The organism is Spirillospora sp. CA-142024 (assembly GCF_050942325.1).
Classification (GTDB): domain Bacteria; phylum Actinomycetota; class Actinomycetes; order Streptosporangiales; family Streptosporangiaceae; genus Spirillospora.
Genome location: NZ_CP192077.1, coordinates 2,427,881 through 2,452,157, shown reverse-complemented (window position 1 = coordinate 2,452,157; position 24,277 = coordinate 2,427,881). Strand labels below are relative to the sequence as shown.

At 72.7% G+C, this 24,277-nt stretch carries 23 protein-coding genes; 5 read left to right on the top strand and 18 right to left on the bottom strand.

Annotated features, from left to right (window positions below; all coding sequences use genetic code 11):
- Positions 1–61: 61 nt before the first annotated feature.
- Positions 62–1,282, top strand: a complete 1,221-nt coding sequence (locus ACQPZP_RS11835) for an RNA polymerase sigma factor (protein ID WP_433477674.1) — start codon at positions 62–64, stop codon at positions 1,280–1,282.
- Between the two features lie 16 nt (positions 1,283–1,298).
- Here the strand turns inward: ACQPZP_RS11835 and ACQPZP_RS11830 are convergent, their stop codons facing one another.
- Positions 1,299–1,985: a rhomboid-like protein gene (locus tag ACQPZP_RS11830; RefSeq protein ID WP_433477673.1), complete on the bottom strand. Its 687-nt coding sequence runs from the start codon at positions 1,983–1,985 to the stop codon at positions 1,299–1,301.
- Between the two features lie 24 nt (positions 1,986–2,009).
- The gene (locus ACQPZP_RS11825; RefSeq protein ID WP_433477672.1) at positions 2,010–3,629 is read right to left on the bottom strand and encodes an MFS transporter; all 1,620 of its coding nucleotides are present in this window, start codon (positions 3,627–3,629) and stop codon (positions 2,010–2,012) included.
- A gap of 140 nt (positions 3,630–3,769) precedes the next feature.
- Between ACQPZP_RS11825 and ACQPZP_RS11820 the strand changes: the two genes are divergently transcribed.
- Positions 3,770–4,435 carry a TetR family transcriptional regulator gene (locus ACQPZP_RS11820; RefSeq protein WP_433477671.1) on the top strand — a complete coding sequence of 222 codons (666 nt, stop codon included), beginning with the start codon at positions 3,770–3,772 and terminating at the stop codon, positions 4,433–4,435.
- A 101-nt stretch (positions 4,436–4,536) separates the two neighbouring features.
- Entirely contained in the window at positions 4,537–5,964 is a 1,428-nt protein-coding gene (locus tag ACQPZP_RS11815) for a glutamate decarboxylase (protein WP_433477670.1), read from the top strand.
- A 59-nt stretch (positions 5,965–6,023) separates the two neighbouring features.
- Here ACQPZP_RS11815 and ACQPZP_RS11810 read toward each other — a convergent pair whose 3' ends face one another.
- From ACQPZP_RS11810 to ACQPZP_RS11800, 3 genes are read right to left on the bottom strand one after another with little or no spacing between them, the layout of a single operon-like run.
- On the bottom strand, positions 6,024–7,196 hold the full coding sequence (locus ACQPZP_RS11810) for an acyl-CoA dehydrogenase family protein (RefSeq protein ID WP_433477669.1): 1,173 nt from the start codon (positions 7,194–7,196) through the stop codon (positions 6,024–6,026).
- Entirely contained in the window at positions 7,197–8,303 is a 1,107-nt protein-coding gene (locus ACQPZP_RS11805; protein WP_433477668.1) for an acyl-CoA dehydrogenase family protein, read from the bottom strand. It abuts the gene before it with no gap.
- Positions 8,304–9,926 carry an AMP-binding protein gene (locus ACQPZP_RS11800; RefSeq protein ID WP_433477667.1) on the bottom strand — a complete coding sequence of 541 codons (1,623 nt, stop codon included), beginning with the start codon at positions 9,924–9,926 and terminating at the stop codon, positions 8,304–8,306.
- A gap of 239 nt (positions 9,927–10,165) precedes the next feature.
- Between ACQPZP_RS11800 and ACQPZP_RS11795 the strand changes: the two genes are divergently transcribed.
- Positions 10,166–10,789: a TetR family transcriptional regulator gene (locus ACQPZP_RS11795; RefSeq protein ID WP_433477666.1), complete on the top strand. Its 624-nt coding sequence runs from the start codon at positions 10,166–10,168 to the stop codon at positions 10,787–10,789.
- Positions 10,790–10,826: 37 nt separating this feature from the next.
- Here the strand turns inward: ACQPZP_RS11795 and ACQPZP_RS11790 are convergent, their stop codons facing one another.
- Both ACQPZP_RS11790 and ACQPZP_RS11785 read right to left on the bottom strand, forming a co-directional pair.
- A complete protein-coding gene (locus ACQPZP_RS11790) occupies positions 10,827–11,822 on the bottom strand; it encodes a CU044_5270 family protein (protein WP_433477665.1) in 996 nt (331 codons plus the stop codon).
- Positions 11,819–12,397, bottom strand: a complete 579-nt coding sequence (locus ACQPZP_RS11785; protein ID WP_433477664.1) for an RNA polymerase sigma factor — start codon at positions 12,395–12,397, stop codon at positions 11,819–11,821. The genes ACQPZP_RS11790 and ACQPZP_RS11785 overlap by 4 nt, the downstream gene beginning before the upstream one ends.
- A gap of 164 nt (positions 12,398–12,561) precedes the next feature.
- On the opposite strand from ACQPZP_RS11785, the gene ACQPZP_RS11780 reads away from it, so the two are divergent.
- Positions 12,562–12,795, top strand: coding sequence for a DUF397 domain-containing protein (locus ACQPZP_RS11780; RefSeq protein WP_433467787.1), 234 nt, complete (start codon positions 12,562–12,564; stop codon positions 12,793–12,795).
- Positions 12,796–12,875: 80 nt separating this feature from the next.
- Here ACQPZP_RS11780 and ACQPZP_RS11775 read toward each other — a convergent pair whose 3' ends face one another.
- From ACQPZP_RS11775 to uraD, 11 genes are all read right to left on the bottom strand, one after another.
- Positions 12,876–14,219, bottom strand: a complete 1,344-nt coding sequence (locus ACQPZP_RS11775; RefSeq protein WP_433477663.1) for a hypothetical protein — start codon at positions 14,217–14,219, stop codon at positions 12,876–12,878.
- Between the two features lie 130 nt (positions 14,220–14,349).
- Positions 14,350–15,366 carry an allantoicase gene (alc, locus tag ACQPZP_RS11770; RefSeq protein WP_433477662.1) on the bottom strand — a complete coding sequence of 339 codons (1,017 nt, stop codon included), beginning with the start codon at positions 15,364–15,366 and terminating at the stop codon, positions 14,350–14,352.
- The gene (gene allB, locus ACQPZP_RS11765) at positions 15,363–16,682 is read right to left on the bottom strand and encodes an allantoinase AllB (protein WP_433477661.1); all 1,320 of its coding nucleotides are present in this window, start codon (positions 16,680–16,682) and stop codon (positions 15,363–15,365) included. Before allB ends, alc begins: the two co-directional genes overlap by 4 nt.
- Positions 16,667–17,470: a hydroxypyruvate isomerase family protein gene (locus ACQPZP_RS11760; protein ID WP_433477660.1), complete on the bottom strand. Its 804-nt coding sequence runs from the start codon at positions 17,468–17,470 to the stop codon at positions 16,667–16,669. Before ACQPZP_RS11760 ends, allB begins: the two co-directional genes overlap by 16 nt.
- Complete coding sequence (gene pucD, locus ACQPZP_RS11755; protein ID WP_433477659.1) at positions 17,467–19,779, bottom strand: xanthine dehydrogenase subunit D; 2,313 nt, start codon at positions 19,777–19,779, stop codon at positions 17,467–17,469. The genes ACQPZP_RS11760 and pucD overlap by 4 nt, the downstream gene beginning before the upstream one ends.
- Positions 19,780–21,129: an 8-oxoguanine deaminase gene (locus tag ACQPZP_RS11750; protein ID WP_433477658.1), complete on the bottom strand. Its 1,350-nt coding sequence runs from the start codon at positions 21,127–21,129 to the stop codon at positions 19,780–19,782. It abuts the gene before it with no gap.
- Positions 21,126–21,611: a (2Fe-2S)-binding protein gene (locus ACQPZP_RS11745; RefSeq protein WP_433477657.1), complete on the bottom strand. Its 486-nt coding sequence runs from the start codon at positions 21,609–21,611 to the stop codon at positions 21,126–21,128. The genes ACQPZP_RS11750 and ACQPZP_RS11745 overlap by 4 nt, the downstream gene beginning before the upstream one ends.
- On the bottom strand, positions 21,611–22,489 hold the full coding sequence (locus ACQPZP_RS11740; RefSeq protein WP_433477656.1) for an FAD binding domain-containing protein: 879 nt from the start codon (positions 22,487–22,489) through the stop codon (positions 21,611–21,613). The genes ACQPZP_RS11745 and ACQPZP_RS11740 overlap by 1 nt, the downstream gene beginning before the upstream one ends.
- Before the next feature lie 14 nt (positions 22,490–22,503).
- The gene (pucL, locus tag ACQPZP_RS11735; protein ID WP_433477655.1) at positions 22,504–23,364 is read right to left on the bottom strand and encodes a factor-independent urate hydroxylase; all 861 of its coding nucleotides are present in this window, start codon (positions 23,362–23,364) and stop codon (positions 22,504–22,506) included.
- The gene (gene uraH / locus ACQPZP_RS11730; RefSeq protein WP_433477654.1) at positions 23,365–23,679 is read right to left on the bottom strand and encodes a hydroxyisourate hydrolase; all 315 of its coding nucleotides are present in this window, start codon (positions 23,677–23,679) and stop codon (positions 23,365–23,367) included.
- 52 nt (positions 23,680–23,731) lie between these two features.
- Positions 23,732–24,205: a 2-oxo-4-hydroxy-4-carboxy-5-ureidoimidazoline decarboxylase gene (gene uraD / locus ACQPZP_RS11725; RefSeq protein ID WP_433477653.1), complete on the bottom strand. Its 474-nt coding sequence runs from the start codon at positions 24,203–24,205 to the stop codon at positions 23,732–23,734.
- Between the last annotated feature and the right edge of the window lie 72 nt (positions 24,206–24,277).

Sequence of the window (24,277 nt, the reverse complement as noted above, 5' to 3'; positions counted from 1 at the left end):
TCCCGTCAACCAGCGAAATGCACGATTTGTCGGAAGTCGGACGACCGGACGGGGAGGTCACATGGGCGGGGACCTGGGCTCTCTCTACGACGTGCACGCCGACCGCCTGTACGCGTACTGCTGGTCGCTCGTCGGCGACCGGCTCGCGGCGGCGGCCCTCGCCGACACCTTCAGCGCGGCCGTGCACCAGCCGCCGCGCGGCGACAGCGTGCTCTGGCTCTACTCGCTCTCCCGGACGGCGTGCGCCGAGCACGGCGCGTTCACCGGCGAGCTCGGCGGACGGGGCGAGCCCCTGTTCACCGGCTCCGACCCGCTGCTGCGCGCGGCGTCGGGGCTGCGCTCCGACCACCGGGAGGTGCTGCTGCTGTCGGCGGGCGAGTGGCTCGAAACCCACGACATCGCCCGCGTCCTCGGCCTCGCCCCGGACACCGTCGCGCAGCTGCTCAACGCGGCGCGGACGCGGCTGGAACGGGCGGTCCTCGACGTACTGATGCGGGGAACGACCGAGCCGCAGTTGGAACTCATCTCGGCGTTCGAGAAGGGGCGGCTGCCGCGCCTCCTCGCCAAGCGGGCGCCCTCGCGCGCACCCCGCGAGCTGCGCGACCCGGTCCTCGCCGCGTCCGAGGAGGAGGCGGACCGGCCGCTGCCGACCGTCGCCGCCCCCAGCCCGCTGGTCGTGATCGGCTCGGAGCGGAAGGAACCTCCGAAGCGCGGGCTGTCCGGCGGTGTCTCCAAGGGACTCGGCGCGGCCGCCGGCGTCGCCGCGTCCGCGGCGGCCGTCATCGGGCTGCTGGTGTCCTGGCCGGCGGCCAAGGGCGGCGACGCCGCCTCGCTGGTCCCGACGGCGAGCAAGGGCCAGACTCACCCGGCGTCCACGACCAGCGACGGCGCCCCGCGGGATCCGGCGCCCGGCCTGACGGGCTCCGAACGCGTGGACGGGTCGCCCGGCGCGTCGCAGAACCCGGTCACGAGCGCCAACGGCACTCCGCCGCAGGCGGGCGGCGCCCAGGGCGGCGGTAGCGCCCCGGCGTCCTCGCCCAGCGGGCCCGCGCGGAAGAAGCCGCCGTCGTCGGACACCCCGACGAAGCCGGACCAGCCGTCGACGCCGCCAGAGACCACCACTCCCCCGCAGACTCCGTCGGACCCGGCCACCCCGCCGGACGGCGGTTCCACCGACCCGACGACGCCGCCGACGGACACCCCGTCCGACCCGCCGCCGGACTCGGGGACGCCGAGCCCGACCCCCACGACCAACCCGACCCCGGAGCCGGGGCAGGGCTGACCGGCCCGGTTGGGGCCTACGCGGGCTCGGTGACCGGCGGCTCGGCCACCGGCGCCGGGACGAGCCGGCGCCGGCGCCTGCGTTCGAGGAGCAGGAGCAGCCCGCCGACCAGCGCGCCGGTGAGCATGGCCACCAGGTGCCCGACGGCGGCGACCTCCAGGGTGAGCAGGCCGTCCAGCAGCACCGGCACGAGCGCGCACCACCCGGCGAGCGCGAGCAGGCGGCGGACCCGCCCGCGCCCGTACAGGAAGGCGGCGACGAGCGCCGCGCACAGCACGTAGGACGGCCCGACGTCGGGGATCGTGCGGATCGAGTCCGACAGCAGGCCCGCCTCCAGCCGCACCAGCGCGATCCCCTGGCTGACGAGGGTGCCGAGCACGTGCGAGGCGGCGACGAGGACCACGGCCCGCAGGTTGCCGAACCGCCGGGTGATGGGGAACAGCCCGATCGCCGCCGCGACGAGCAGCACGCCCTGCGACCCCTCGGCGACGAACGCCGACGCGATCATCGTCCCGACCGGGTTGACCGCGAGGTTGGCCAGGTTGGTGCTGGCCCACGCGATCACCGCGTGCCGGCCGCCCGGCGGCAGGATCAGGACCTGCACCGCCCACATGGCCGCGAACAGCCCGAGGAACGTCAGCGGCATCGGGTACGACCGGACGATCCGGCGCAGCTCCGCGGACCACGACCTCGCGCAACCCATCACACCGGCAGCGTAACCGCGGCCCTACGCGGCGGCCGCGCCCTCGACCGGGGAGCTGCCGCGCCGCACCAGCAGCGCCGCGAGGATCGCGACGAGCGCGACCGCCCCGGCCACGGTCAGGGACGTCTGGAAGCCGTCCATGAACGCGAGGTGGCTTCCGGTCGTGATGGCGTCCGCGGCCGGTTTCGGCGTGCCGGGCGGGACGGGCGCCACGCCCTGCGAGACGAGTCCGCCCTGGCCTTCGAGCTGGTGCGCGGCGGTGCCGGGCAGCCCGGCGTCGGTCAGCCGCCCGAACAGCACGTCCCCGACCCTGGTGGACAGCAGCACCCCCAGCACGGACGTGCCGAGCACGCCGCCGACCTGCGCGGCGGTCTGCTGGAGCCCGCCGGCGACGCCCGCGAGGTGGGCGGGCGCGTTGCCGACGATCGCCTCCGTGCCGGCGACGATCACCATGCCGAAGGCCAGCCCGACCAGCACGAACCACGGCCACAGCTGGACGTACGGGGCGTCCACTCCGATGCGCGACAGACCGAACATCGCGGTCGCGGTGAACGCCATCCCGAGGACGAGCGGAACCCGCGGCCCGAACCGGCTGGTCAGCGCGCCCGCCACCGGGGAGGCGACGATGAACACGGCGGTCATCGGCAGCATCCGCACGCCGGCGTCCACCGGGCTCATGCCGTGCACCTGCTGCAGGTAGAGGGTGATGAAGAAGATCGTCCCGAACATCCCGAAGAAGCCGAGGACGATGAGCCCGGTCGCCGCCGACAGCGACACCGACCGGAACAGGCTCAGCGGCAGCAGCGGACGCTCCACCCGCAGCTCGTTCCAGACGAACGCGGCGAACAGCACGACGGACACGGCGAACGACACGAGCGGGACGGCGTCGCCGAACCCGTTCTCGCCGGCCTTGATGAGTCCCCAGACCAGCGCGAACAGCGCACCGGTGAGCAGCGCGACGCCGGGGAGGTCGAACGAGCCGGTCGCCTCCTCGTCCCGCGACTCGCGGATCACCCAAAGGCCCACCAGCAGCGCGACCACGCCGAGCGGGGCGTTCAGGAAGAACACCGACTCCCAGTTGACGTTCTCGACGAGCAGGCCGGCCACGATCGGGCCGCCCGCGATGGAGATGCCGACGGTCGAGCCCCAGATGCCGATCGCGGCGTTGAGCCGCTCGGCCGGGAAGGTGTTGCGCAGGATGGCGAGGCTCGCCGGTTGCAGGAGCGCCCCCGCGAAGCCCTGCACGACCCGCCAGAAGATCACCATGCCGAGCCCGCCGGACAACCCGATGAGCAGCGACGACACGGCGAACCCGACGACGCCGGCGAGGAAGGTCCGCTTGCGGCCGAACCGGTCGGCGATCTTCCCGGCCGGGATCAGCGTCACGGCGAGCGCCAGCAGGTAGGCGTTGGTGACCCACTGGAGACCGGACAGGCTCGCGCCGAGGTCTTTGGCGATCGCGGGGTTGGCGATGGACACGACGGTCGCGTCCAGGCCCACCATCATCACGCCCAGCGCGACCGCGACGAGGGTGAGCCAGGGATGCCCGTGTCCCGGTCTTGCGGGACGTCCGCGCGCCTGGCCGCGCGGCGGGATTCGAACGGCGCCGTGTTCGAGCGTCTCGGCGCCTTGGGAATGAGTCATCGTCGACCTCCGGGTTGACATGGCTTCAAACTGTCACAGCATGACAGTTGTCGTCAACTGCCTCGGGTCGCAACGCGACATGTTTCACATTACGCCATCTCCCGCTCGACGGACGATCGCCGGACGATTACACTTCGTCCATGACCGCGACCGCCCCCGAGACCGGCTCGCCCGGCCCCCAGCCCCCGGGCAGGCGCGAACGCAAGAAGCAGCGCACCCGCGAGGCGCTCGTCGACGCGGCGTTCACCCTCTTCGCCGAGAAGGGGTTCGACGCCACCACCGTCGAGGAGATCGCCGACGCCGTGGACGTCTCGTCCCGCACGTTCTTCCGCTACTTCTCCTCGAAAGAGGACGTCGCGCTCACCTTCCAGGAGGAGCAGATCCGCGCCGTCGTGGCGGCGCTGGCCGAGCGTCCCCCGGACGAGCCGATCATGACCGCGCTGCGGCGCACCGTGGTGGAGATCGCACGTGCCTGCGAGGCCGGCGAACTGGGCTTCGACCCCGAGCGCTTCGAGTGCATGCTGACGATGACCAGCGAGAGCCCGGCGCTCCTGGCGGGCAGCCTGGAGCACGCGCAGAAGAAGCAGGCGCTGCTCACCGAGATCGTCGCGGGGCGGATGGGCCTGGATCCGGCCACCGACCTGCGCCCGCACGTCGTCGCCGCCGCGACGAGCTGCGCCTTCCAGGCCGCCTCCGACGTCACCCGCCGCCTCGGCGGATCGTTCGGCACGCTGTCGGAGGCGGTCGACCAGGCGTTCGCCATCCTGGAGAGCGGCCTCAACGAACCCGCGCCGCCGGCCGAGTGACCCGGCGCTGACCAGCGCCCTCCCGGTGTGGGAGGGTGCGCGGCGGGTACTCCGTGCGGAGCCGGGGGACGTCCCGTCCCCCGGGCGGAGGAGGCGGCGGCATGGCCTTGAAGCATCCCCGCGGCGCCGATCGCGGCCGCCGCGACCTGCAGATCAACCCGATCTTCAGCCGCGAGCCGCTGACCATCCCCCGGTACGCGCTGCCCGCCGGGGAGCTGGACCCGGGCACCGCCTACCAGGTGGTCCACGACGAGCTGATGCTGGACGGCAACGCGCGGCTGAACCTCGCGACGTTCGTGTCCACGTGGGCGGAGCCGGAGGCGCTGCGGCTGATGGCCGAGTGCGCCGAGAAGAACATGATCGACAAGGACGAGTACCCGCGCACCGCCGAGCTGGAGCTGCGCTGCGTGCACATGCTCGCCCGGCTGTGGCACGCCGAGAACCCGCGCCGGACGGTGGGCTGCTCGACCACCGGATCGAGCGAGGCCGCGATGCTCGGCGGGCTCGCGCTCAAGCGCCGCTGGCGGAAACGGCGGTGGGACGCGGGCGGGCCGGCGGACCGGCCGAACATCGTCATGGGCGTGAACGTGCAGATCTGCTGGGAGAAGTTCGCGAACTACTTCGAGGTCGAGCCCCGGTACGTGCCGATGGAGGGCGACCGCTACCACCTCGGCGCCCGGGAGGCGGCCGAGCTGTGCGACGAGAACACCATCGGGGTCGTCGCCGTCCTCGGGTCCACGTTCGACGGGAGCTACGAACCCGTCGCCGAGATCGCGTCCGCGCTCGACGAGCTGCAGGCCCGGACCGGGCTGGACGTCCCGATCCACGTGGACGGCGCCTCGGGCGCGATGATCGCGCCGTTCCTCGACCCGGACCTGCCGTGGGACTTCCGGCTGCCGCGCGTGGCGTCGATCAACACGTCCGGCCACAAGTACGGCCTGGTCATGCCGGGCGTCGGCTGGGCGCTGTGGCGGGACGAGGACGCCCTGCCGGACGAGCTGGTCTTCCACGTCAACTACCTCGGCGGGGACATGCCGACGTTCGCGCTGAACTTCTCCAGGCCCGGCGCGCAGGTCGTCGCGCAGTACTACACCTTCCTGCGGCTCGGCTTCGAGGGGTACCGCCGCGTCCAGCAGACCTGCCGGGACGTCGCCACCCGGCTGGCCGGCGAGATCGGCCGGCTCGGGCCGTTCGAGACGCTCAACGGCGGCGGCGACCTCCCGGTGTTCGCCTTCCGGGTCCGGGAGGACATCGGCAACTTCACGGTCTTCGACGTCTCCGCCGCCCTGCGCGAGTCCGGCTGGCTGGTGCCCGCCTACACCTTCCCCGAGAACCGCACCGACCTCGCCGTCCTGCGGGTCGTAGTGCGCAACGGGTTCGGGCACGACCTCGCCGAGCTGTTCCTGGACGACCTGCGCCGCGTCGTGCCCCGGCTGCGCTCCCAGAGGGAACCCCAGCGCGACCCCGGCGAGGCATCCGGCTTCGCGCACGGCGCCGAACCCAAGAAGGTGCGGGCCAGGAAGGTCTGAGGATCCGGCCTCGTCGGATCCGTCGCGGCGTCACACCCAGCCGACTCCCTGTCCCGGCATCAGCGGGGAGCCCGGGGCAGGCCGAGGCCGATCATGGCGATGAGCTCGCGCTGGATCTCGTTGACGCCGCCGCCGAAGGTCAGCACGAGCGCGCCCTTCGCCAGCCGGTCGAGCGCCGCCGTGAACCGGGCCGTCTCCGGGTCGCCGGGATCGCCGTACCGGGCGAGGACGTCGCCGACGATCCGGCCGACCTCCTGCATCCGCTCCGAAGAGTAGATCTTGGTGGCGGACGCGTCCGCCGCGCCGAGCCAGCCGAGGTCCTGGTTCGCGGCGACCTGCCAGTTCAGGATCTCGTTGACGCGCAGGTAGGCGTAGACCTGTGCGAGCGCGCGGCGGACGGCGGGCGCCTCGATGAGCGGACGCCCGTCCGGCCCCGCGGTGGTGCGGGCCCAGCGCTCGAACCGGATGTAGGTGTGCCCGATGTTGCCGGCCGGGCCGAGCGTGACCCGCTCGTGGTTGAGCTGGTTGACGATGAGGTCCCAGCCCTTGTTCTCCTCGCCGATCAGCATGTCGGCGGGGACGCGGATGTCCTGGAAGTACGTCGAGTTCGTGTGGTGGGCGCCGTCCATCGTGATGATCGGCGTCCAGGAGAAGCCCGGGTCCTTGCAGTCCACGATGAGCATCGAGATGCCCTTGTGCTTCTTGGCGTCCGGGTCGGTGCGGGCCGCGAGCCACACGTAGTCGGCGTGGTGCGCACCGGAGGTGAAGATCTTCTGGCCGTTGACGACGTAGTGGTCGCCGTCGCGCACGGCGGTGGTGCGCAGGGCCGCGAGGTCGGTGCCCGCGCCCGGCTCGCTGTAGCCGATCGCGAAGTGGCACTCGCCGGCGAGGATGCGCGGGATGAAGAACTCCTTGTGGGCGTCCGACCCGTACTGCAGGATCGTCGGCGCCACGGAGTTCAGCGTGATGAGCGGGTAGGTGACCTCGGCGCGGGCGATCTCGGTGGCGAAGATCGTCTGCTCGACGGGGCCGTAGCCGCGGCCGCCGTACTCCTTCGGCAGCGCGACGCCGAGCATCCCGTCGCGTCCGAGGCGCCTGCAGTGCTCCATGTAGGCGGGGCCGAACGGGTCGGCGAGGATGGCGGCGCGCTGCTCCGCGGTGAGGCAGTTCTCGAAGTACTCGCGCAGTTCGGCGCGGAGTTTCTTCTGTTCGTCGGTCAGGTCGATGAACACTTAAGCCTCCTGTGCGACGAGGGCGCCGAGCGCGTCGAGACGGTCTTCCCCGCCGCCGAGCAGGTGCCCGCAGTGCTTGCCCCAGGCGAAGTAGCGGTGCAGCGGGTAGGTGATGTCCAGGCCGATGCCGCCGTGCAGGTGCTGGCAGGTGTAGAGCGCCTTCATGACGGGATCGCACGCGTTGTAGGCGGCGATGGTCAGGATCTCCTCGGCGTCGGCCGCGCCTTGCGCGAGGCGCCACACGCCCGCCCAGACGGCCACGTCCAGCGCGCGCTTGGCGATGTAGACGTCGCTGATCTGCATCGTGACCGCCTGGAACTGCGCGAGTGCGCGATCGAACTGCTCGCGTGTCCTGGTGTACTCCTTGGTCAGTTCCAGCGCGCCCTCGATGACGCCGGACGCGATGGCGACCGCGCCCGCGACGGCGGATCGGCGCAGGGTGTCCCAGGCGGCGCCGTCCGCGGTGCCGCCGAGGAGGGCGTCCGCGCCGACCCCGGCGTCGTCCAGGGCGACGCGTGAGAGCGGCTCGCTCGTCGCCGACGGCTGACCGGTGATGATCGCGGCGGAGGGCTCGACGAGGAAGACCCCGACGCCCTCACCTTCGACGCGCGCCGGTATCAGGATGCGTGCCGCCTCCCGGGCATAGGGGACGAACGTCTTCACGCCGTTGAGGACGTATCCGTCGCCTTCCCTGCGCGCGGTCGTGGCGATCTCTCCGGCCGGGCCGACCTCGCGGTACGCGCCCGTCAACACCGTCCCGCCCTCGGTGAGCGGGTTCAGCAGGGCGCGCTGCTCAGCAGTGCCGTGCGCCCCGATCGGGACGGCCGCCAGCGCCAGCGACGCGTACACCGGGACGGGCGCGACGCGGACGCCGACCTCCCGCAGGATCACCGCGAGCTCGACCGGGCCGAGCCCGGCGCCGCCCGCGTCCTCCGGCAGGACGATCCCGAGCAGTCCCGCCTGCGCGAGCGCCTTCCACGTGACGGCGTCGTAGGGGGCGTCGCTCTTCTCGAACGCCTCCAACCGCTCCTGTGCGGCCTCACGGGCCAGCACTTCCGCGGCGAGCCCTCTGATCTCTTGCTGGGTCTCGTCGAGGTTGAAGTCCACTCATCCGCTCCCTTCCAGGAGGTGCAGCCGGCCGCGCCGCTCGAACTCGGCCCGCAGCCCGGCCGCGTCCCGCTCGGTCATCGGGCGGTAGGCGAGGTCCCGGCCGGGCCGCCACCACACCGGGTCGTCTGTTCGCCAGCCGTCCTCGACCAGCCGGCGTTTGAGGATCTTGTTGGAGGCGGTCGCGGGCAGCTCCCGCGCCACCCGGACGTACCGCGGGATCCACTTCGGGCCCAGGTCGGCCCTTCCGCGTAGGTAAGCGGCGAACGCCTCGGCGTCGAAGGCGTCGGCGGCGACGGCCAGCATCACCTGGTCGCCGGACGCCGCGTCGGGCACCCCGTAGACGGCGAGCTGCCGGACGCCGGGCAGCTCCGCCAGAACGCGTTCCACCTGGACGGCGCCGAAGTTCTCGCCGTCCACGCGGAGCCTGTCGGCGCTGCGCCCGGCGAAGAAGACGTAGCCGTCCGCGTCGGCGTAGGCGAGGTCGCCGCTCCAGAACATGCCGTCGCGCAGCCGGTCCGGGGCGTCCTCCTTGTAGTAGCCGTCGAACAGGCCGAGGTCGCCGGTCTTGACGAGTTCGCCGATGGCCTCGTCGCCGTTCACCACGCGGCCCGCGCCGTCGAAGGCGGCGGGCGGGCAGGGCCGGCCGGTCGCCGGGTCGAGGATCGCGACGCCTTCGGCGAGTCTCCCGAGCGCGCCCTGCGGGCCGAACGGGTCGGGCGCCAGCGAGATCGCGGTCTCGGTCGAGCCGTAGCCGTCGATGACGAAGCAGCCGAACCGCTCCCCGAAGGTCCTCTGCTCCAGCGGCGCCGCCTCGTTCCCGAACGCGAACTGCACCGGGTTGTCCGCGTCGTCCCCCTTGGCCGGGGTGGCCAGCACGTACGACAGCGCCTTTCCTACATAGTGCAGATAGGTGCAGCCGTGGGCGCGCACGTCGGGCAGGACGGCGGACGCCGAGAACCGGCCGCGCAGCACCAGTTCGGCGCCGGCGGCCAGCGCGGGCGCGTACGCCGCCATGACCGCGCCGGAGTGGAACAGCGGCATCGGGCAGTAGACGACCGACTCCGGGGACAGCATGCGCTCGGCGAGCATCTCCCCCGGCACGACCATCTTCCGGTGGGTGACGCGGACGGCGCGCGGCCGTCCCGACGTCCCGGAAGTGAAGATCAGCATGAGCAGGGTGGCGGGCCCGATGGCCGAGGTGTCCGGAAGCGGGGAGCCGTCGAAGGGGGCGAGCGAATCACGGAAGGCGTCCACGTCCTGGACGGGAAGCCCGAGCGCGGCGGCCTGCTCGGCGTGGCGCGGCTGGGTGAGAACGAGATCACAGTCGGCGCGTTCGGCGTCACCCGCCAGCTCGGCGGCGCTCCGGGTGGGGTTCAGCGCGACCACCACCGCACCCGACAGTGCCGCACCGCCGAGGAGGAACACGATCTCGGGGAGGTTGTCGAGCAGCACGCCCACGTGGAGCGGACGTTCCGGGCCCGCCTTGCTCCGCATCCAGGCCGCGCGGACGGCGCATTCGGCGACGACCTCCCGCCACGTCCAGGCCCGGCCGTCGTCGGCGGAGCGCAGCCCGGGACGGTCGTCGTCCGCCCTCGCCTCCAGCAGTGCCGCGACGCTCACGGGCCCACCTCCCTGCTCCACCCCACGGCGAAAAAGTAGAACAGATTCTAGTCCGTGTCCAGAGGTCTGATCGTCCGCGTGCACGCCCCTGTTCGCCTGGCATGTCAGCATGGATCGGGTGCGCGGCGACGGCCCGCCGGTGGACGGGGATCGGGCGATCAGATAACACGTTCTCGTGAGAGCGGTACGCTGGGCGGGACACGTCGGGCGTCCGAGCCCGCACAGAAGGGATGACGACCGTGACCGCAGAGCCGACAGTGACCGGGGACGAGGCCCGGGGTCAGGCGGCCGGCCAGGGCGCGCGCTCCCGCAGCCAGCACCAGCGGCGCAAGCGTATCGTCCAGGCCGCCGCGGCGCTCGCATCGCGCGGCGGCATCGAGGCGATGCAGATGCGCACCGTCTCCGAACGCGCCGGGGTCGCCCTCGGCACCCTCTACCGCTACTTCCCGTCCAAGATGGACCTGGTCGTCGCCGTCGTCAGCGAGGAGCTCGACCTCCTCGAAGGCAGCATCGAGCGCCGTCCCCCGCGCGCCGGCGCGGCCCCGGAGCGGGCCGTGGAGGTGCTGATGCGCGCCACCCGCGGGCTGATGCGCGAGCCGGAGCTCGCCGAGGCGCTGATCCGGTCGCTGCTGCTGTCGGACGTCAAGACCGACTTCGGCGACCGGATGAGCGAGCTGCTGCTGCGCGCCGCGTCCGGCCCGCCGGAGGAGATCCCCGCCGAGGACCCGCGCCGGCTCGTGGCCCGCGCGCTGTCCGGCATCTGGACCATGGAGATGATCGAGATGCTGCGCGGCAACGCGACCGCCGAGGAGATCCAGGCCCGGCTGGAGATCACCGCCGCCCGGCTGCTCATCGACGGCTGACGAGGGCGGCCGTCCCCCGGCCGCCCTCCGCCGCGGGTCAGGGCCGCTGCCCCGCCTTGTCCACGATGCCCGCCCGGAGGCGGACGGTGAGGTTCTGCAGCTCGCCCTTCTTCACCGACACGTTTCCGTCCAGGCCGCGGCTCGTGTGGTCCTTCAGCGCGACCGACCGTTCGCCGAGGTAGGCGTAGGTGGCCGGATCCAGGAGCAGTTCCTCATGGAGCCAGCCCTCGGCGACGCGCCCGAGCCCCAGTGCCGGACGTCCCGCGGCGTCCACCCGTCCCTTGACGAGCGTGACGCCCGGGATCTGCTCGATCGCCCGGAACACGGCCGCCTCGGTCTTCGGCGGCAGGACGTTGTCCCGCAGGATGGCGCCGAGCATCGCGTACGCGGTCGAGTGCCGCCCTTCCTCGGTGTCGCCGAGCCCGCCCATGTCCTTGTGGATCCGCCGCAGGAGCGCGGACGGGTCGGTCGGCAGCGCCGCCAGGGACGCGTAGTCGGACGGCGGTGTCGTCGGCATCGTCCCGGAGAACACGAGCTTGCCCTTCTCCAGACCGGCCACCTGCGTGCCGTCGGCGCGCTTCCACTCGCGCGTCACCACGGTGTCGCGGGGGTCCGTGGACAGCGAGCCGTTCGGATGGGGGCCGGTTCGCATCCGCTTCTCGACGTAGATCCACTGGTCGGGCCGGGGCGGCGTGAACGGCCGCGTCTCCGCGGCGCGGGCGGCCCGTTCGAGCGCCTGCGACGCGTTGGCCACCGGCCCCGCCGGAACCCCCGGCACCACCGGGCGGGGCCGCCCGTGCTCGTCGGTGCCGCCCCCCGTCTGCACGACGGTCACGCCCACCGCGACGGCGGCGGCGAGCGCGCCCACCACCGCGAGCCGTACACCGAACCGCGGCAGCCGGACGGCCTTCTTCCGCGCGGAGCCGCCGCCGGACGCGCGTTCCAGCAGGGCCGTCCGGGCGGCGGCGCGCGAGGTGTCCGCGGGCGCCTCGGGCTCGGCCCAGGCGTCGCGCAGGATGTCGAGGTCGTTCATGTGTCGTCTCCCAGGGTGGTCGGGTCGGTCTCGCCCAGCGCGGCGCGGATCTTCTTGCGGGCCCGGTGCAGCCGGGACCGCGCCGTCCCGGCCGGTATGCCGAGCGCATCACCCGCCTCCTGGAGGCTGAGCTGCGCCCACGCGACGAGCAGCAGGACGTCCCGGTCGCCGCGCGCCAGCCCGCCGAGCGCCGCCGCCAGCGGGCCCCGTGCCGCCTGCGCGTCGATGCGCCCGGCGACGGCGTCGGCGTGCCCTTCGGCGGCCCCGGACGTCCCGGTCCTGGCGAGCGCCCGGTACTGGCGCACCTCGGCGCGGTGATGCCGGGCGATGAGGTTGGACGCGATCCCGTACAGCCAGGGCCGCGCGTCGTCCCGCGACACGTCGTAGCGCTCGCGGCGGTCGAAGGCGATCAGGAACGTCTCGGCGGCGACGTCGTCGGCGAGCCCCCGGCCGAGCCGCCGCGCCGCGTACCCGTGGATCACCGGGTAGTGCCGGTCGAAGAGCGCGGCGAAGCACTCGGGCTCGTACCGGGACCGCCGGACGATCTCGGCGTCCCCGGCGGTCACCGCGACCATGCCGGTCCTTCTCGGGTCATGTCGTGCCTTTCGGAGTGCGGGTCGTCACTCCTGCTTCACCGATCCCCCGCCGCGCGTTCGCGCGGGACGCGTTCCCGTGTGCCGGAAGCGGGATCCCTACTAGCCTTGGCCTCGACAGGAGACAGGAAGAAGAAGGTGTGCCAGTGACCGAGCAGGAACCGATCCTCAGCGACGGGGTCATCATCGAGTTCATCGATGGAAAGGACGTCCCCGTCCAGCACAAGGACTTCGGTGAGCGGGCCGTCGTCATGCGCGACGCCAAGAACCCCAAGGGCCCGATCCTCTACTTCACCGAGGCCGAGTGGGACGCCTTCATCGCCGGCGTCAAGGACGGCGAGTTCGACGACCTCCTGGAAGACCCCACCGAGGCCCCCTGACCCGAATCACGAACGCCCCCGGCCGCAACCGGGGGCGTTCGCACGCTCCGCCCTACTCCAACACGGTGGATCGAAGTCCGCTATGGACGGGCCGGCTGCACTGTCAGCGGGTTCGGACGGTAGCGGAGGAAGGCGGAGGCGTCCAGGGAGAGGGACCCCGCCTTTTCGTTCAGGGCCTTCGCCGTGGTGTTGGGCCAGTGGCCGGTCTTGACGCGCTGTTCCAGGGTCTGGAGGCTTGCCACGTATTCGGATGCCGTGAAGTTGCAGTGGCCGATGCGGTGGACATAGGCCTGGCGCAGCAGGCGGGTGCGGCCGGCGGCGCGAACCGCCCTGGCGTACTCGTTCTCGTGTTCCACGGGGACGAGCTGGTCGGAGATCGTGTGAATGTTCAGCGTCGGGACGTTGATGCGTCCGGTGGGTTCGGACGTGCGGGTCATCCAGGCGAGCGGTGACGGCTCGACCTGCTTGGCCGCCTTCGTGGTGAGGGTGGCGAGGTCGGCCTTCAGGTTCAGGCCGGCGTCGCGGTAGAGGGACTTCACCTGGCGGAGGTTCGCCGAGCGGGTCAGGAGACGTGAGTAGTTCAGGCCCTTGTTCCACGCGCTGTCGCCGCCTGCGGCCTGGTCGATGGAGTAGCGGCCGCCGAAGATGAAGGTGAGGACGCCCGAGGTGAGCCACTGGTACTGCTGGCGTTCCTGTTCGGCGTAGGCACGGCGGGGCGGTTCGGTGCCGCCGGAGAACCAGGACGACTGGTTGAGGAACGCGGACGCGAGGGCGATGCGGGCGCGGCCGGCGGGGGTGGCCTGGGCATCCCTGACGGCCTGGGTGAGCTGGGCTCCGGTCACGGCTCCCTCGGCGGGCGAGGTGTAGTCGGTGAGCTTGATCCGCTGGGACGGGGCGAGCAGCGCGGCGATCGTGTGGCCCGCGTTGAGCTGGTAGTTGTTGAGGTCGACGCCGCCGCCGACGATGCCGCAGGTGCTGAGCACTCCGTCCACGGCGCGGGTCTCGGCGATCTCGGCGCTGACGAGGCCGCCCATGGACTGGCCGAGGGCGAGCGTGGCGCGGGGACGGCCGATGATCTTCGAGACCGCCTCCTTGGCGGCGATCTGGTCCCCCACCGCGCTGCCGAGCGCCCACATGGAGCCGCCCGGGTCGTAGGACGAGCCGGCGAGCGCGTAGCCGCGGTCGAGGAGGGCCTTTCCGGCGGCGTCGCTCGGGCGGTCGGCGGGGGTGAGGGGGCCGAATCCGTGGCTGAACAGGACGAGCGTCCCGTTCCAGGCCGCCGGCACGTCGGCGATCCAGGTGGCGCCGTCGGGAAGGGTCCCGGTGTAGTGGGCGGGGTCGGCGGACGCATGGGCGACGGTCGGCGTCAGGGCCGCGGGCACCGCCAGGACGGCGGCGAGGGCACCTGCCCGTAGTCGTTTCATGGGTGATCCTCTGGACTCGGATGCCACGAACGTCATGATTTTGTCGAATATTGGTCGCCACGGAGGCTCGGGACCGGCGTGCCGAGTGCTCAGAATGTAGGCAGATTTCTAGCGACCGTCAATACTTTGCCTAATGTTTGGTGTACTCGTCCCAGCGGGCGACGAGGTCCTTCTCGGTGTCCGGGCTCAGGTCGCCGAAGAGGCGGAGGCGCGCGATGCCGCCGTCCGGGTAGATGTCGAGGCGGACGCTGGTGACTTCGGGCGACGAGAGCCGGAAGCGGTGGCGCGTGTCCGGCTGGAGCGGGGTGCGCGGGATGAGGCGCCAGGAGGACGCCCGGTTGTCCGGAGGACGGCGGTCGTCGATGCCGGTGAGCGCGAATTCGGCGGGCGCGTTGAACTTGAGGTTCGTCGTGTCGATCTCGGCCAGCCTGATGACGCCCGGGGCGCCGAGATGGACGAGGGCCCAGTCGTGGCCGTCGTCGCGGCGGCGGGCGGTCTCCCAGCCCTCGGCCTGGGTGCGGGCGGGCCCGGGGAACAGCATGTTGTCGGGCGACGAGTAGAACCGGTTGGAGCAGTCGGCGACGCGGCCGCCGTTCTCCAGGGCTGCGAGGTCGACGGTCATGCTGGTGAGGAAGGCCGGGTTCGGGACGACGTAGCCGTGCACGCGGAGCCGCGCGATGCCGCCGTCGGGGAACATGTTGAGCCTGACGTGGGTGAACACGCGGCCCGGCTCGGCGGCGGCGAAGGCGTGCGCGGAGTCGCCCCTGAGCGGGCTCTTCGGGACGATCTCGGCCCAGTCGGCGTCCGCCAGCTCGGCGGGCGAGGGATGGCCGTCCACGAAGCACGCCTCCACGGAGGCGTGCGGCGGGAAGTTGCCCGTGAACCAGGCGGTGTCGATGACGACGCCGAAGATCCGGCCCGGGAGGCCGAGGCGGACCAGCGCCCAGTCGTGGCCGGGTCCGCGGCGGCGGGCGGTCTCCCAGCCGTCGTAGATCTGCCCCCTCGGCCCGAAGGTCTCCGGTGTGAACGCCGGTTTCCACGGGTTGAGGAGGTTCTCCTTCTCCGCGAACGACTCGTCGCTCGCGGCGATGACCGCGCCGCCGAGCGTGCGGAGGGCCAGGTCCGGCAGCGAGGTGAAGTCGGTCATCGCGTCTCCGATCGGCTGAGCAGGCGTCCGGCCGGAGCGTCCGCGACGAGCGTGCCGCGCAGCCAGGTGGCCTGGACGACACCGGTCAGCGTCCTGCCTTCGTAGGGGGTGACGGGGTGGCGGTGGTGCAGCGCCGCGGGGTCGACCGTGAACGTCTCGTCCGGGGCGAACGCGACGAGGTCGGCGTCGTTGCCGACGACGATGCCGCCCTTACCCGGGACGGCGGCCAGGCGGGCGGGCGCCTCGGACATCCAGCGGACGACCGACGACAGGCCGTGGCCGCGTTCGCGTGCGGCCGTCCAGACGGCGGGCAACCCGAGTTGCAGGGACGAGACGCCGCCCCACGCGGTCGCGAAGTCGCCGCGCTTCAGCTCGGGCGTGCAGGGTGAGTGGTCGGTGACGACGCAGGAGATGACGCCGGAGGCGAGGCCCTGCCAGAGCAGGTCCCGGTTGGCCTCGTCGCGGATGGGCGGGCAGCACTTGAAGGCGGTCGCGGGTGAGCGCGGCTCGGTGGCGTCGGCGGCGCACAGCGTCAGGTAGTGGGGGCAGGTCTCGGCGGTCACGGGCAGGCCGCCGGCCTGGGCCTTCGCCAGGACGTCCAGGCAGTCGGCGGCGGACAGGTGCAGGATGTGGGCGCGCACCCCCGTCTCCTCCGCCAGCCGGACGACCCGCTCGACCGCCGCGCGTTCGGCGGACGGGGGCCGCGACGCCAGGAAGGCCGGGTAGTCGCCGGCGGAGGGCGGGGCCAGCGACGCAGGATCCTCGGCGTGCACGATGACCAGCCCGCCGAACGAGGCGATCTCCCGGAAGGCCGCCCGCATCTCCTCTACTGTCAGCGGCGGGAACTCCGGGACGCCCGAGTCCGACGTGAAGCACTTGAACCCGAAGACGCCGAGGTCGTGCAGTGGGCGCAGCGAGGGCACGTTGCCCGGGACGGCCCCTCCCCAGAACCCGACGTCCACGGCGCACACGTCCTCGGCGGCCCGGCGCTTCGCCGCCAGCGCGGCCGGGTCGACGGTGGGCGGAAGCGAGTTGAGCGGCATGTCGACGAGGGTGGTCACGCCGCCGGCCGCGGCGGCGCGGGTCGCGGTGGCGAACCCCTCCCACTCGGTGCGTCCCGGTTCGTTGACGTGGACGTGCGTGTCGACGAGACCGGGCAGCAGCGCGGCATCACCGAGATCCACCGAGGCGGCGGCCGGGGCGGCGGCGTCATGGGCCGAGATCGCGGTGATCCGGCCGTCCCGGACGGAGACGGCCGCCGGGCGCTCACCGTCCGGCAGTACCGTCCGCCGCGACCGGATCAGGAGGTCGTCCACCGGAACTCCTCCGGCGAGGGGCCCTGCGGCACGTACTCCAGCGAGATCCGTCCGTCGTAGCCGATGTCGTCCAGGGCGGCGAACACGCGGCCGAAGTCGATCCGGCCGGTGCCGGGACGTCCCCGGCCCGGCGCGTCGGCGATCTGGACATGTCCGATGTCGGCGGCGTGCTCCCGCGCGACCCGCTCAAGGTCGTCGCCGTTCGTCGCCAGATGGAACGTGTCGAACAGGAACCGGACGTTCTCCGCGCCCGCCGCCCGGACGCGCTCCACGACGGCGACGGCGTCCGCCGCCGTCTCCAGCGGGTAGGCACCGTTGAGCCCGCGCGCCAGCGGCTCGATCAGGAGGGTCCCGCCGAACCCGCCCACCGCACCGGCTGCGTGGACGAGGTTCCGCGTGGCGGCCCGGTCCTGCTCGGACGCGTCGACGCCGTCGAGCCGCTGCCCGTAGAGCGCGTTGAACGACCGGACGCCCGTCCGCCCGGCGATCCGCTCCACCACCGCCAGGCTCGCCCGGAACTCCTCGGCGCGGGACGGGTCGGACAGCACGCCGCGCTCCCCCGCCGGCATGTCGCCCGCGTACAGGTTGAGCGCGATGAGCCGCACGCCGGCGTCCTCGATCGCCGCGCAGAAGGCGTCCACGTCCGCCGCGGGCGGCACGGGCCGTCCCGGCCACGGCCACCAGAACTCGACCGCGCCGAACCCGGCCGCCCGCGCCGCGGCGGGCCGCTCAAGCGGCGGGAACTCGGTGAACAGGATCGAGCAGTTGACCGCGAACCGCCGCGTCATGGGCCTCCTTGGACGATGTGCTCCGGCCGCACCGGCACCCGCGTGAGCGGCCGGCCCGTCGCGTCCCGGATCGCCGCGACGATGGCGGGCGTGGACGACAGCGTCGGGGGCTCCCCCGCTCCGCGCAACCCGTACGGCGCCTCCGGGTCAGGATTCTCCAGGATCTCCAGCCGCATCGGCGGCATGTCGAGAATGGTGGGGATCAGGTAGTCGGTGAAGGACGGGTTGCGGACCAGCCCGTCCGACACGACGATCTCCTCCATCACGGCGAGGCCGAGGCCCTGCGCGGACCCGCCGTGGATCTGCCCCTCGACCCCGGACCGGTTGATGATCTTCCCGACGTCCTGGACGGCGGCCAGCTCGACGACCTTGACGAGCCCGAGGTCCACGTCCACGTCGACCACGGCGCGGTGCACGCAGAGCGCGAGCTGGGTGTGGCTGCGGCCCTGCCCGGTGACCGGGTCCATCCGGGCCGTGGGCCGGTGGTGGTACTCGCGGGTCTCCTCGATGACGGCGTCCCCGAGGACGTCCTCGATGGTGCCGAGCACGCCGTCCGCCCGCGACATGATCTTCCCGCCGACCACGGCCAGGTCGCCGCGCCCGGTGCGGCGCGCGGCGAGCGCGAGGAGTTCGGCCCGGACCGCCTCGCAGGCCGTCTTCACCGCGCCGCCCGTCATGTACGACTGGCGGGACGCGCTGGACGACCCGGCGTCGCCGACCTGGTTGTCGGCCGGCGCGATCGTGACCTTCTGGACGCCCAGCTCCGTCCGCGCGATCTGCGCCTGGATCGTGACGAGGCCCTGCCCGACCTCCGCCGCTGCGGTGTGCACGAGCGCGGTCGCTTCCCCGCCGATCACCTCCAGCCGGACGCGGGCCGTGGACAGGTCGTCGAAGCCCTCGGAGAAGCAGATGTTCTTCAGCCCGACGCCGTAGCCGACGCCCCGCACGACGCCCTCGCCGTGCGTCGTCTGCGACACCCCGCCCGGCAGGTTCCGGAGGTCGGACCCGTCCGGACCGGCCGGCAGCGGCATGGCCTGCAGCCGGGTGAGCATCTCGGCGAGCGGCGCCGGCGACTCGATGACCTGCTCCGTCGCGAGCCGCGACCCCTGCGTGACGGCGTTGCGGCGGCGGACCTCGACCGGGTCGAGACCGCACGCGGCGCCGAGCCTGTCCATCATCGACTCGTAGGCGAAGCACGCCTGCACGGCACCGAATCCGCGCATCGCGCCGCAGGGCGGGTTGTTCGTGTAGACGCCGTACGCGTCGATCCTGATGTTGGGGATCTCGTACGGCCCGACGCCCAGCGAGGCCGCGTTGCCGACCACGTTCGTCGTGGACGAGGTGTACGCGCCGCCGTCCAGCACGATCTCGACGTCGGCGTACAGGAGCCGTCCGTCGGCGGTGGCGCCGTACTCGTACCGCATCTGCGCGGGATGCCGGTGGACGTGCCCGAAGAACGACTCGTACCGGTTGTACGACATCTTCACGGGCCTGCCGGTGTGCAGGGCGAGCATCCCGGCGTGGATCTGCATCGAGAGGTCCTCGCGCCCGCCGAACGCGCCTCCGACGCCCGCGAGCGTCATGTGGACCTGGTCCTCGCGGAGGCCGAGGCAGGGCGCGATCTGCCTGAGGTCGTTGTGGATCCACTGCGTCGACACGTACAGGTCGATCCCGCCGTCCTCGGACGGGACGGCCAGACCGGACTCGGGCCCGAGGAACGCCTGGTCCTGGATGCCGACCTCGTACTCGCCCGACACGACGACGTCGGCCGCGGCCTTCGCGGCGTCCACGTCCCCGACCCGGACGGGCTGGTACCGGGTGATGCCGCCGCGATCCTGGACCTTCTGCCCCTCCGGGTCGGCGATCACGGCGCGCGGATCCGTGATCGGCTCCAGCACCTCGTACCCGACGGCGATCTTCTCCAGCGCGCGCCGGGCCGTCTCCGGGTGGTCGGCGGCGACCAGCGCGACCGGCTCGCCCTGATGCCTGACCTGGTCGATCGCGAGGACCGGCTGATCATCGGTGTGGTCGATGCCGAACGTCCCGCGGCCCGGCACGTCCTCGTGCGTGAGGACGGCCCGGACTCCGGGCAGCGCGAGCGCCGGCCCGATGTCGAGCGACCGGATCCGCGCCCTGGGATGCGGGCTGCGGAGCGTCGCGCCCCACAGCATCCCGTCCATCCACAGGTCGGACGCGTAGGCGAACTCGCCGGCGACCTTGAGCGTGCCGTCCGGCCGCAGCGGGCTCTCCCCGACCCCGCCGATGCCGGGCGCGGCGACATGACCTGGGCTCTTCACCGGGGACGCCATTCAGAGCACCTCCTCCGCGAGCCGCATGAGACGGCGGTGGGCGTCGGCGCCGCGCCGTCCGGCCTCGTCCTGCGGGACGGTGACGAGCGTGTCGCCGTCCACGACGGTGCGCCCGCCGACGAGGAGGCGCCGCAGCGGCGGCGTCGGCCCGAACGCGAACGCGACAAGGGGGTCGTCGACCGCCGCCTGGAAGCCGTCCACCCGCCAGAGCGCGATGTCGGCGAGTTTGCCCGGTTCGAGGGAGCCGATCTCGTCGTCGCGGCCGAGGCAGCGGGCCCCGCCGAGGGTCGCCATCTCCAGGGCCTGCCGGGCGGTCAGCGCCGTCGGCCCGTACCGGGCGCGCTGCATGTAGATCGCCTGCCGCAGTTCCCCCGCCAGCGGGACGAGTTCCGCCGACGCCGAGCCGTCCACGCCGAGCCCGACCGTCGCGCCCTCTTCCAGCAGATGCGACACGCGGGCGATCCCGGCGCCGAGACGTGCGTTCGAGCTCGGGCAGTGGGCCGTTCCGGTGCCCGTCTCGGCGAGCCGCTTGATGTCGGTGTCGTGCAGGTGGACGCAGTGCGCCAGCCACACGTCCGGGCCGAGCCAGTCGATCGAGTCCATGTACTCGGTCGGCGTCATGCCGAACTGCTCGGCCGTGTGCTCTTCCTCGTCCAGCGTCTCGGCGAGGTGCGTGTGCAGCCGGACGCCCTTCTCGCGCGCCAGCCGCGCCGACTCGACCAGCAGTTCCCGGGTGACGGAGAACGGGGAGCAAGGGGCGACGGCGACGCGCAGCATGGAGCCGGGCGACGGGTCGTGGTAGCGGTCGATCGCGGCCTCGGTCTCGGCGAGGATCGTGTCGAGGTCCTCGACGACCTCGTCCGGCGGCAGCCCGCCCTGCGACTCGCCCCGGTCCATCGATCCGCGGCACGGGTGGAACCGGACGCCGATCTCCCGCGCCGCCTCCACCTCGGCCGCGAACAGGTCGCCGCGTCCCTTCGGGAACAGGTAGTGGTGGTCGGTGGACGTCGTGCAGCCCGACTTGGCCAGCCAGCCGAGCCCGGCCGTCGCCGCCCCCGCCACGACCTCGGCGTCCATCTTCGACCACGGCTTGTAGAGCGTCGTCAGCCACTCGAACAGCGTGCTGTCGGTGGCCAGGCCCTGGCTCGCCCACTGGTAGAGGTGGTGGTGGGTGTTGATCAGGCCGGGCGTGGCGAGGCAGCCCGTTCCGTCGATGCGCTCGGCCTCGCCGCCGGGCCCGGCGCCGGGCCCGACGGCCGTGATCCGGTCGCCGTCGACGACGATGTGGCCGTCCGGGTACTCGTCCCCGGAGACGGTGACGACGTGCGCGTGCTCGATGATGCGCCTCACTTCGCGACCGCCTTCCGCTCCGCCGCGAGGCGCACCGCGTCGAGGATCTTCTCGTAGCCGGTGCAGCGGCACAGGTTCCCCGCGAGCGCCTCGCGGATCTCGGCGTCGGACGGCGCGGGGTTCCGCTCGATCAGATCGTGCGCCTGGACGATCAGCCCCGGCGTGCAGAACCCGCACTGGACCGCGCCCGCCTCCACGAACGCCTCCTGGACGGGGTCGAGCCGCTCGTCGCCGGGCGGGCCCTCCGACAGGCCCTCCACGGTGCGGACCTCCCGCCCCTCCGCCTGCCCCGCCGCGACCAGGCACGCGCAGACCGGCACACCGTCCAGGTAGACCGTGCACGAGCCGCATTCACCCTGTTCGCAGGCGTTCTTCGAGCCCGGCAGGCCCATCCGCTCGCGGAGCATGTAGAGCAGGCTCTCGCCCTCCCAGACGTCGTCCACGGTCTCTCCCGACCCGTTGACGATCAGGTTCACGCGCATCAGGACGCCTCCCTTCCCGTGGTCGCCGCTCGGTGGTCGTTCCATGCCCAGGTCAGCGTCCGGCGTGCCAGCACCGCCAGGGCGTGCCTGCGGTAGTCGCCCGTCCCGCGGACGTCGTCGATCGGCGACGCCGCGTCGCGCACCAGCTCACCGAACCGCTGCGCCGCCGCCGCAGGGAGCGGGCCCCGGCCCTCCCAGTCCAGCTCGCGGGAGATGAACGCCTCCGCCTCGGTGGCACGGCGGGGCGTCGGGGCGGCCGAGCCGAGCCCCGTCCCGACGCGGCGCTCCTCCGGATGCAGGGCGATCGCGAAGGAGCAGACCGCGATCACCATCGCGTTCCGGGTACCGATCTTGGAGAAGTACTGCGGGCCGGACGCGGGGGCCGTCCAGAACGCGCGGATCAGCTCGTCCGGCTCCAGCGCGTTCCGCTTCACGCCGGTGAAGAACTCCGCGGCCGGGATCATCCGGGTGCCGCGCGCCGCCGACTCGGCCTCGATGACGGCGTCCCCGGCCAGCAGCGGCGGATGGGCGTCCCCGGCCGGCGAGGCGGCGCCGAGGTTGCCGCCGGCGGTGCCCCGGTTCCGGATCTGCGGCGACCCGACCGTCCGGGACGCCTGCGCCAGGCCGGGCAGCCGGCCGCCCAGCTCGGTGATCAGCCGCGTGTAGGTGACGCCGGCGCCGACGCGGAGCCGCCCGTCCGCCGTGTCCCATTCGGTGAGCTCGCGGACGCGGGTCAGGTCGAGCAGCGCCTCGGGACGGTGCACGTCGAAGTTGATCTCGACCATCACGTCGGTGCCGCCCTGGACGGGCCGCGCGCCCGGCCGCTCCGCCTTGGCGGCGAGCGCGTCCTCCCAGGTCACCGGTCGCAGGAAGTCCATGTCTCCAGAATCCCTCAGTTCCAGGCGGACGGAGCGTCCGGCGCGTCGTCGGTCAGCACCGTGCCCTCGATGAGCCCGTACGGGCGGTCCGCGGCGAAGTAGACCTCGTCGTCGTTGTCCATGCCGAACGGCTCCAGGTCGACCAGGAAGTGATGCTTGTTGGGCATCGACAGCCTGACCTCGCAGATCTCCGCGCGCTCGGCCAGGACGCGGCGTCCCATCTCGTAGAGCGTCTGCTGGAGCGACAGGCTGTGCGTCTCGGCGAACGCGCGCAGCAGATGGTCGCGGGCGGCGGCGTAGGAGTCGTCCCAGGAGGCGTTCGCGTCCCGGTGCCGCCATTGGGCGGTCACGGCGGTCGCCAGGATGCGGTCATCGGTCGGCGCGAGCGTCGTGTACTCGTCCTGGACGAAGCCGTGGAACTCGCTGCCCGTCGAGTTGAGGACGACCAGGTCGGTGAGGCCGGAGACCACCGACTCCGTCTCGGCGTCGCTGTGGATCAGCGCCGTCCGCACCTCGCCGCCGTCCCGGACGAACGAGTGCCCGCCGGTGATGCGCCGCCACCCGTACTCGCGGATCTCCACCCTGGCGTGCGTGATCGACGGCTGGGAGCCGACGAAGTGGCGCGCGAGCAGCAGGCCGAAGTCCTCGATCGCGTCGATGCCGTGCTTCTTCGCGAACGCGAACACGGTGTTCTTCTGGCTGTCGGTGGGCAGGACGGCCGCGTTGTCGCCGGTCAGGTGCACGTCGTCCATCGCGCCGGAGAGGGCGACGCTGACGTTGAGATCCTTGATCCGGTGCGTGCCGCCGTCCCGCGTCACGCGGACGACGCGCGTCTCCGCCTTGCCGTAGCGGTTGGGCCCGAGCACGATCGCCATCTAGCTCCCCCGGTAGGTCGAGTACGCGAACGGGCTGATCAGCAGCGGGACGTGGTAGTGCCGTCCCGGGTCGTCGATCGTGAACGCCACCGTGACCTCGGGGTAGAAGTCCGACAGTCCCTCGGTCGCGAACGTCAGCCGGTGCACCCCTTCCTGCGGGTGGACGCCCCACTCCTTGATCCGGCCGTCGGCGTCGGTGCGGGCCTCGGCGAGCGTCGTCCAGCCGCCGCCCGGGTCACGCCGGTCGAGCCGGACCGCCACCCCGGCGGCGGGCAGCCCCCTCGCCGCGTCGAGCACGTGCGTCGACAAGCTCATGCCCGCTCCACCTGTGGGGGGGCGACCCCCCACACCCCCCGGTTCGCTTCGCTCATGTCAGCTCCTCCACCAGCTTCACCAAGCGCAGATCGACGATCTTCGCGAGTTCCCGGCGGACGACGTCCCGCTCGGTCTCGACGTCGTTCCCCAGCCTTCCCCGCAGGTCACCGAGCATCTCCGATGCCGAGCGCCCGGACGCGCAGATCAGGAACACGTGCCCGAAACGCTCCTCATAGGCCCGGTTCCCCTCGATCAGGGCGGCCTGAACATCGGCCGCCGCCCCGTCCATCCCGGACTGCTCGCCCCTCGACCAGCCGGCCTCGCGCGTGGCGGCCTCGACCCGCTCCCCGATCCGGGGATGGGCGGCGAGGGCCTCCTCGACGTCGGCCCATTCGAGGTCGTCCAACGCGCGCTCCGAGGCCGCCCGCAGCGCGCCGAGATCCACGTACGACCGTCCGGCGATCGCCGCGACCCATCGGCGGGATGCGCAGCACGCCGCGAGCTCCTCGCTGCCTGGTTCCAGCACGCTTGCAGTACACACAGCCGCCCCGAGGCGGGTCGAGTGACAGGACGTCCGAACTGTGCGCCCTGCCGCGCG

Coding starts and splice junctions, on each gene's coding strand:
- ACQPZP_RS11835 (WP_433477674.1), top strand. CDS start 62: ATGGGCGGGGACCTGGGCTCTCTCTACGACGTGCACGCCGACCGCCTG.
- ACQPZP_RS11830 (WP_433477673.1), bottom strand. CDS start 1,985: ATGGGTTGCGCGAGGTCGTGGTCCGCGGAGCTGCGCCGGATCGTCCGG.
- ACQPZP_RS11825 (WP_433477672.1), bottom strand. CDS start 3,629: ATGACTCATTCCCAAGGCGCCGAGACGCTCGAACACGGCGCCGTTCGA.
- ACQPZP_RS11820 (WP_433477671.1), top strand. CDS start 3,770: ATGACCGCGACCGCCCCCGAGACCGGCTCGCCCGGCCCCCAGCCCCCG.
- ACQPZP_RS11815 (WP_433477670.1), top strand. CDS start 4,537: ATGGCCTTGAAGCATCCCCGCGGCGCCGATCGCGGCCGCCGCGACCTG.
- ACQPZP_RS11790 (WP_433477665.1), bottom strand. CDS start 11,822: ATGAACGACCTCGACATCCTGCGCGACGCCTGGGCCGAGCCCGAGGCG.
- ACQPZP_RS11785 (WP_433477664.1), bottom strand. CDS start 12,397: ATGGTCGCGGTGACCGCCGGGGACGCCGAGATCGTCCGGCGGTCCCGG.
- ACQPZP_RS11775 (WP_433477663.1), bottom strand. CDS start 14,219: ATGAAACGACTACGGGCAGGTGCCCTCGCCGCCGTCCTGGCGGTGCCC.
- alc (WP_433477662.1), bottom strand. CDS start 15,366: ATGACCGACTTCACCTCGCTGCCGGACCTGGCCCTCCGCACGCTCGGC.
- ACQPZP_RS11760 (WP_433477660.1), bottom strand. CDS start 17,470: ATGACGCGGCGGTTCGCGGTCAACTGCTCGATCCTGTTCACCGAGTTC.
- pucD (WP_433477659.1), bottom strand. CDS start 19,779: ATGGCGTCCCCGGTGAAGAGCCCAGGTCATGTCGCCGCGCCCGGCATC.
- ACQPZP_RS11745 (WP_433477657.1), bottom strand. CDS start 21,611: ATGCGCGTGAACCTGATCGTCAACGGGTCGGGAGAGACCGTGGACGAC.
- ACQPZP_RS11740 (WP_433477656.1), bottom strand. CDS start 22,489: ATGGACTTCCTGCGACCGGTGACCTGGGAGGACGCGCTCGCCGCCAAG.
- pucL (WP_433477655.1), bottom strand. CDS start 23,364: ATGGCGATCGTGCTCGGGCCCAACCGCTACGGCAAGGCGGAGACGCGC.
- uraH (WP_433477654.1), bottom strand. CDS start 23,679: ATGAGCTTGTCGACGCACGTGCTCGACGCGGCGAGGGGGCTGCCCGCC.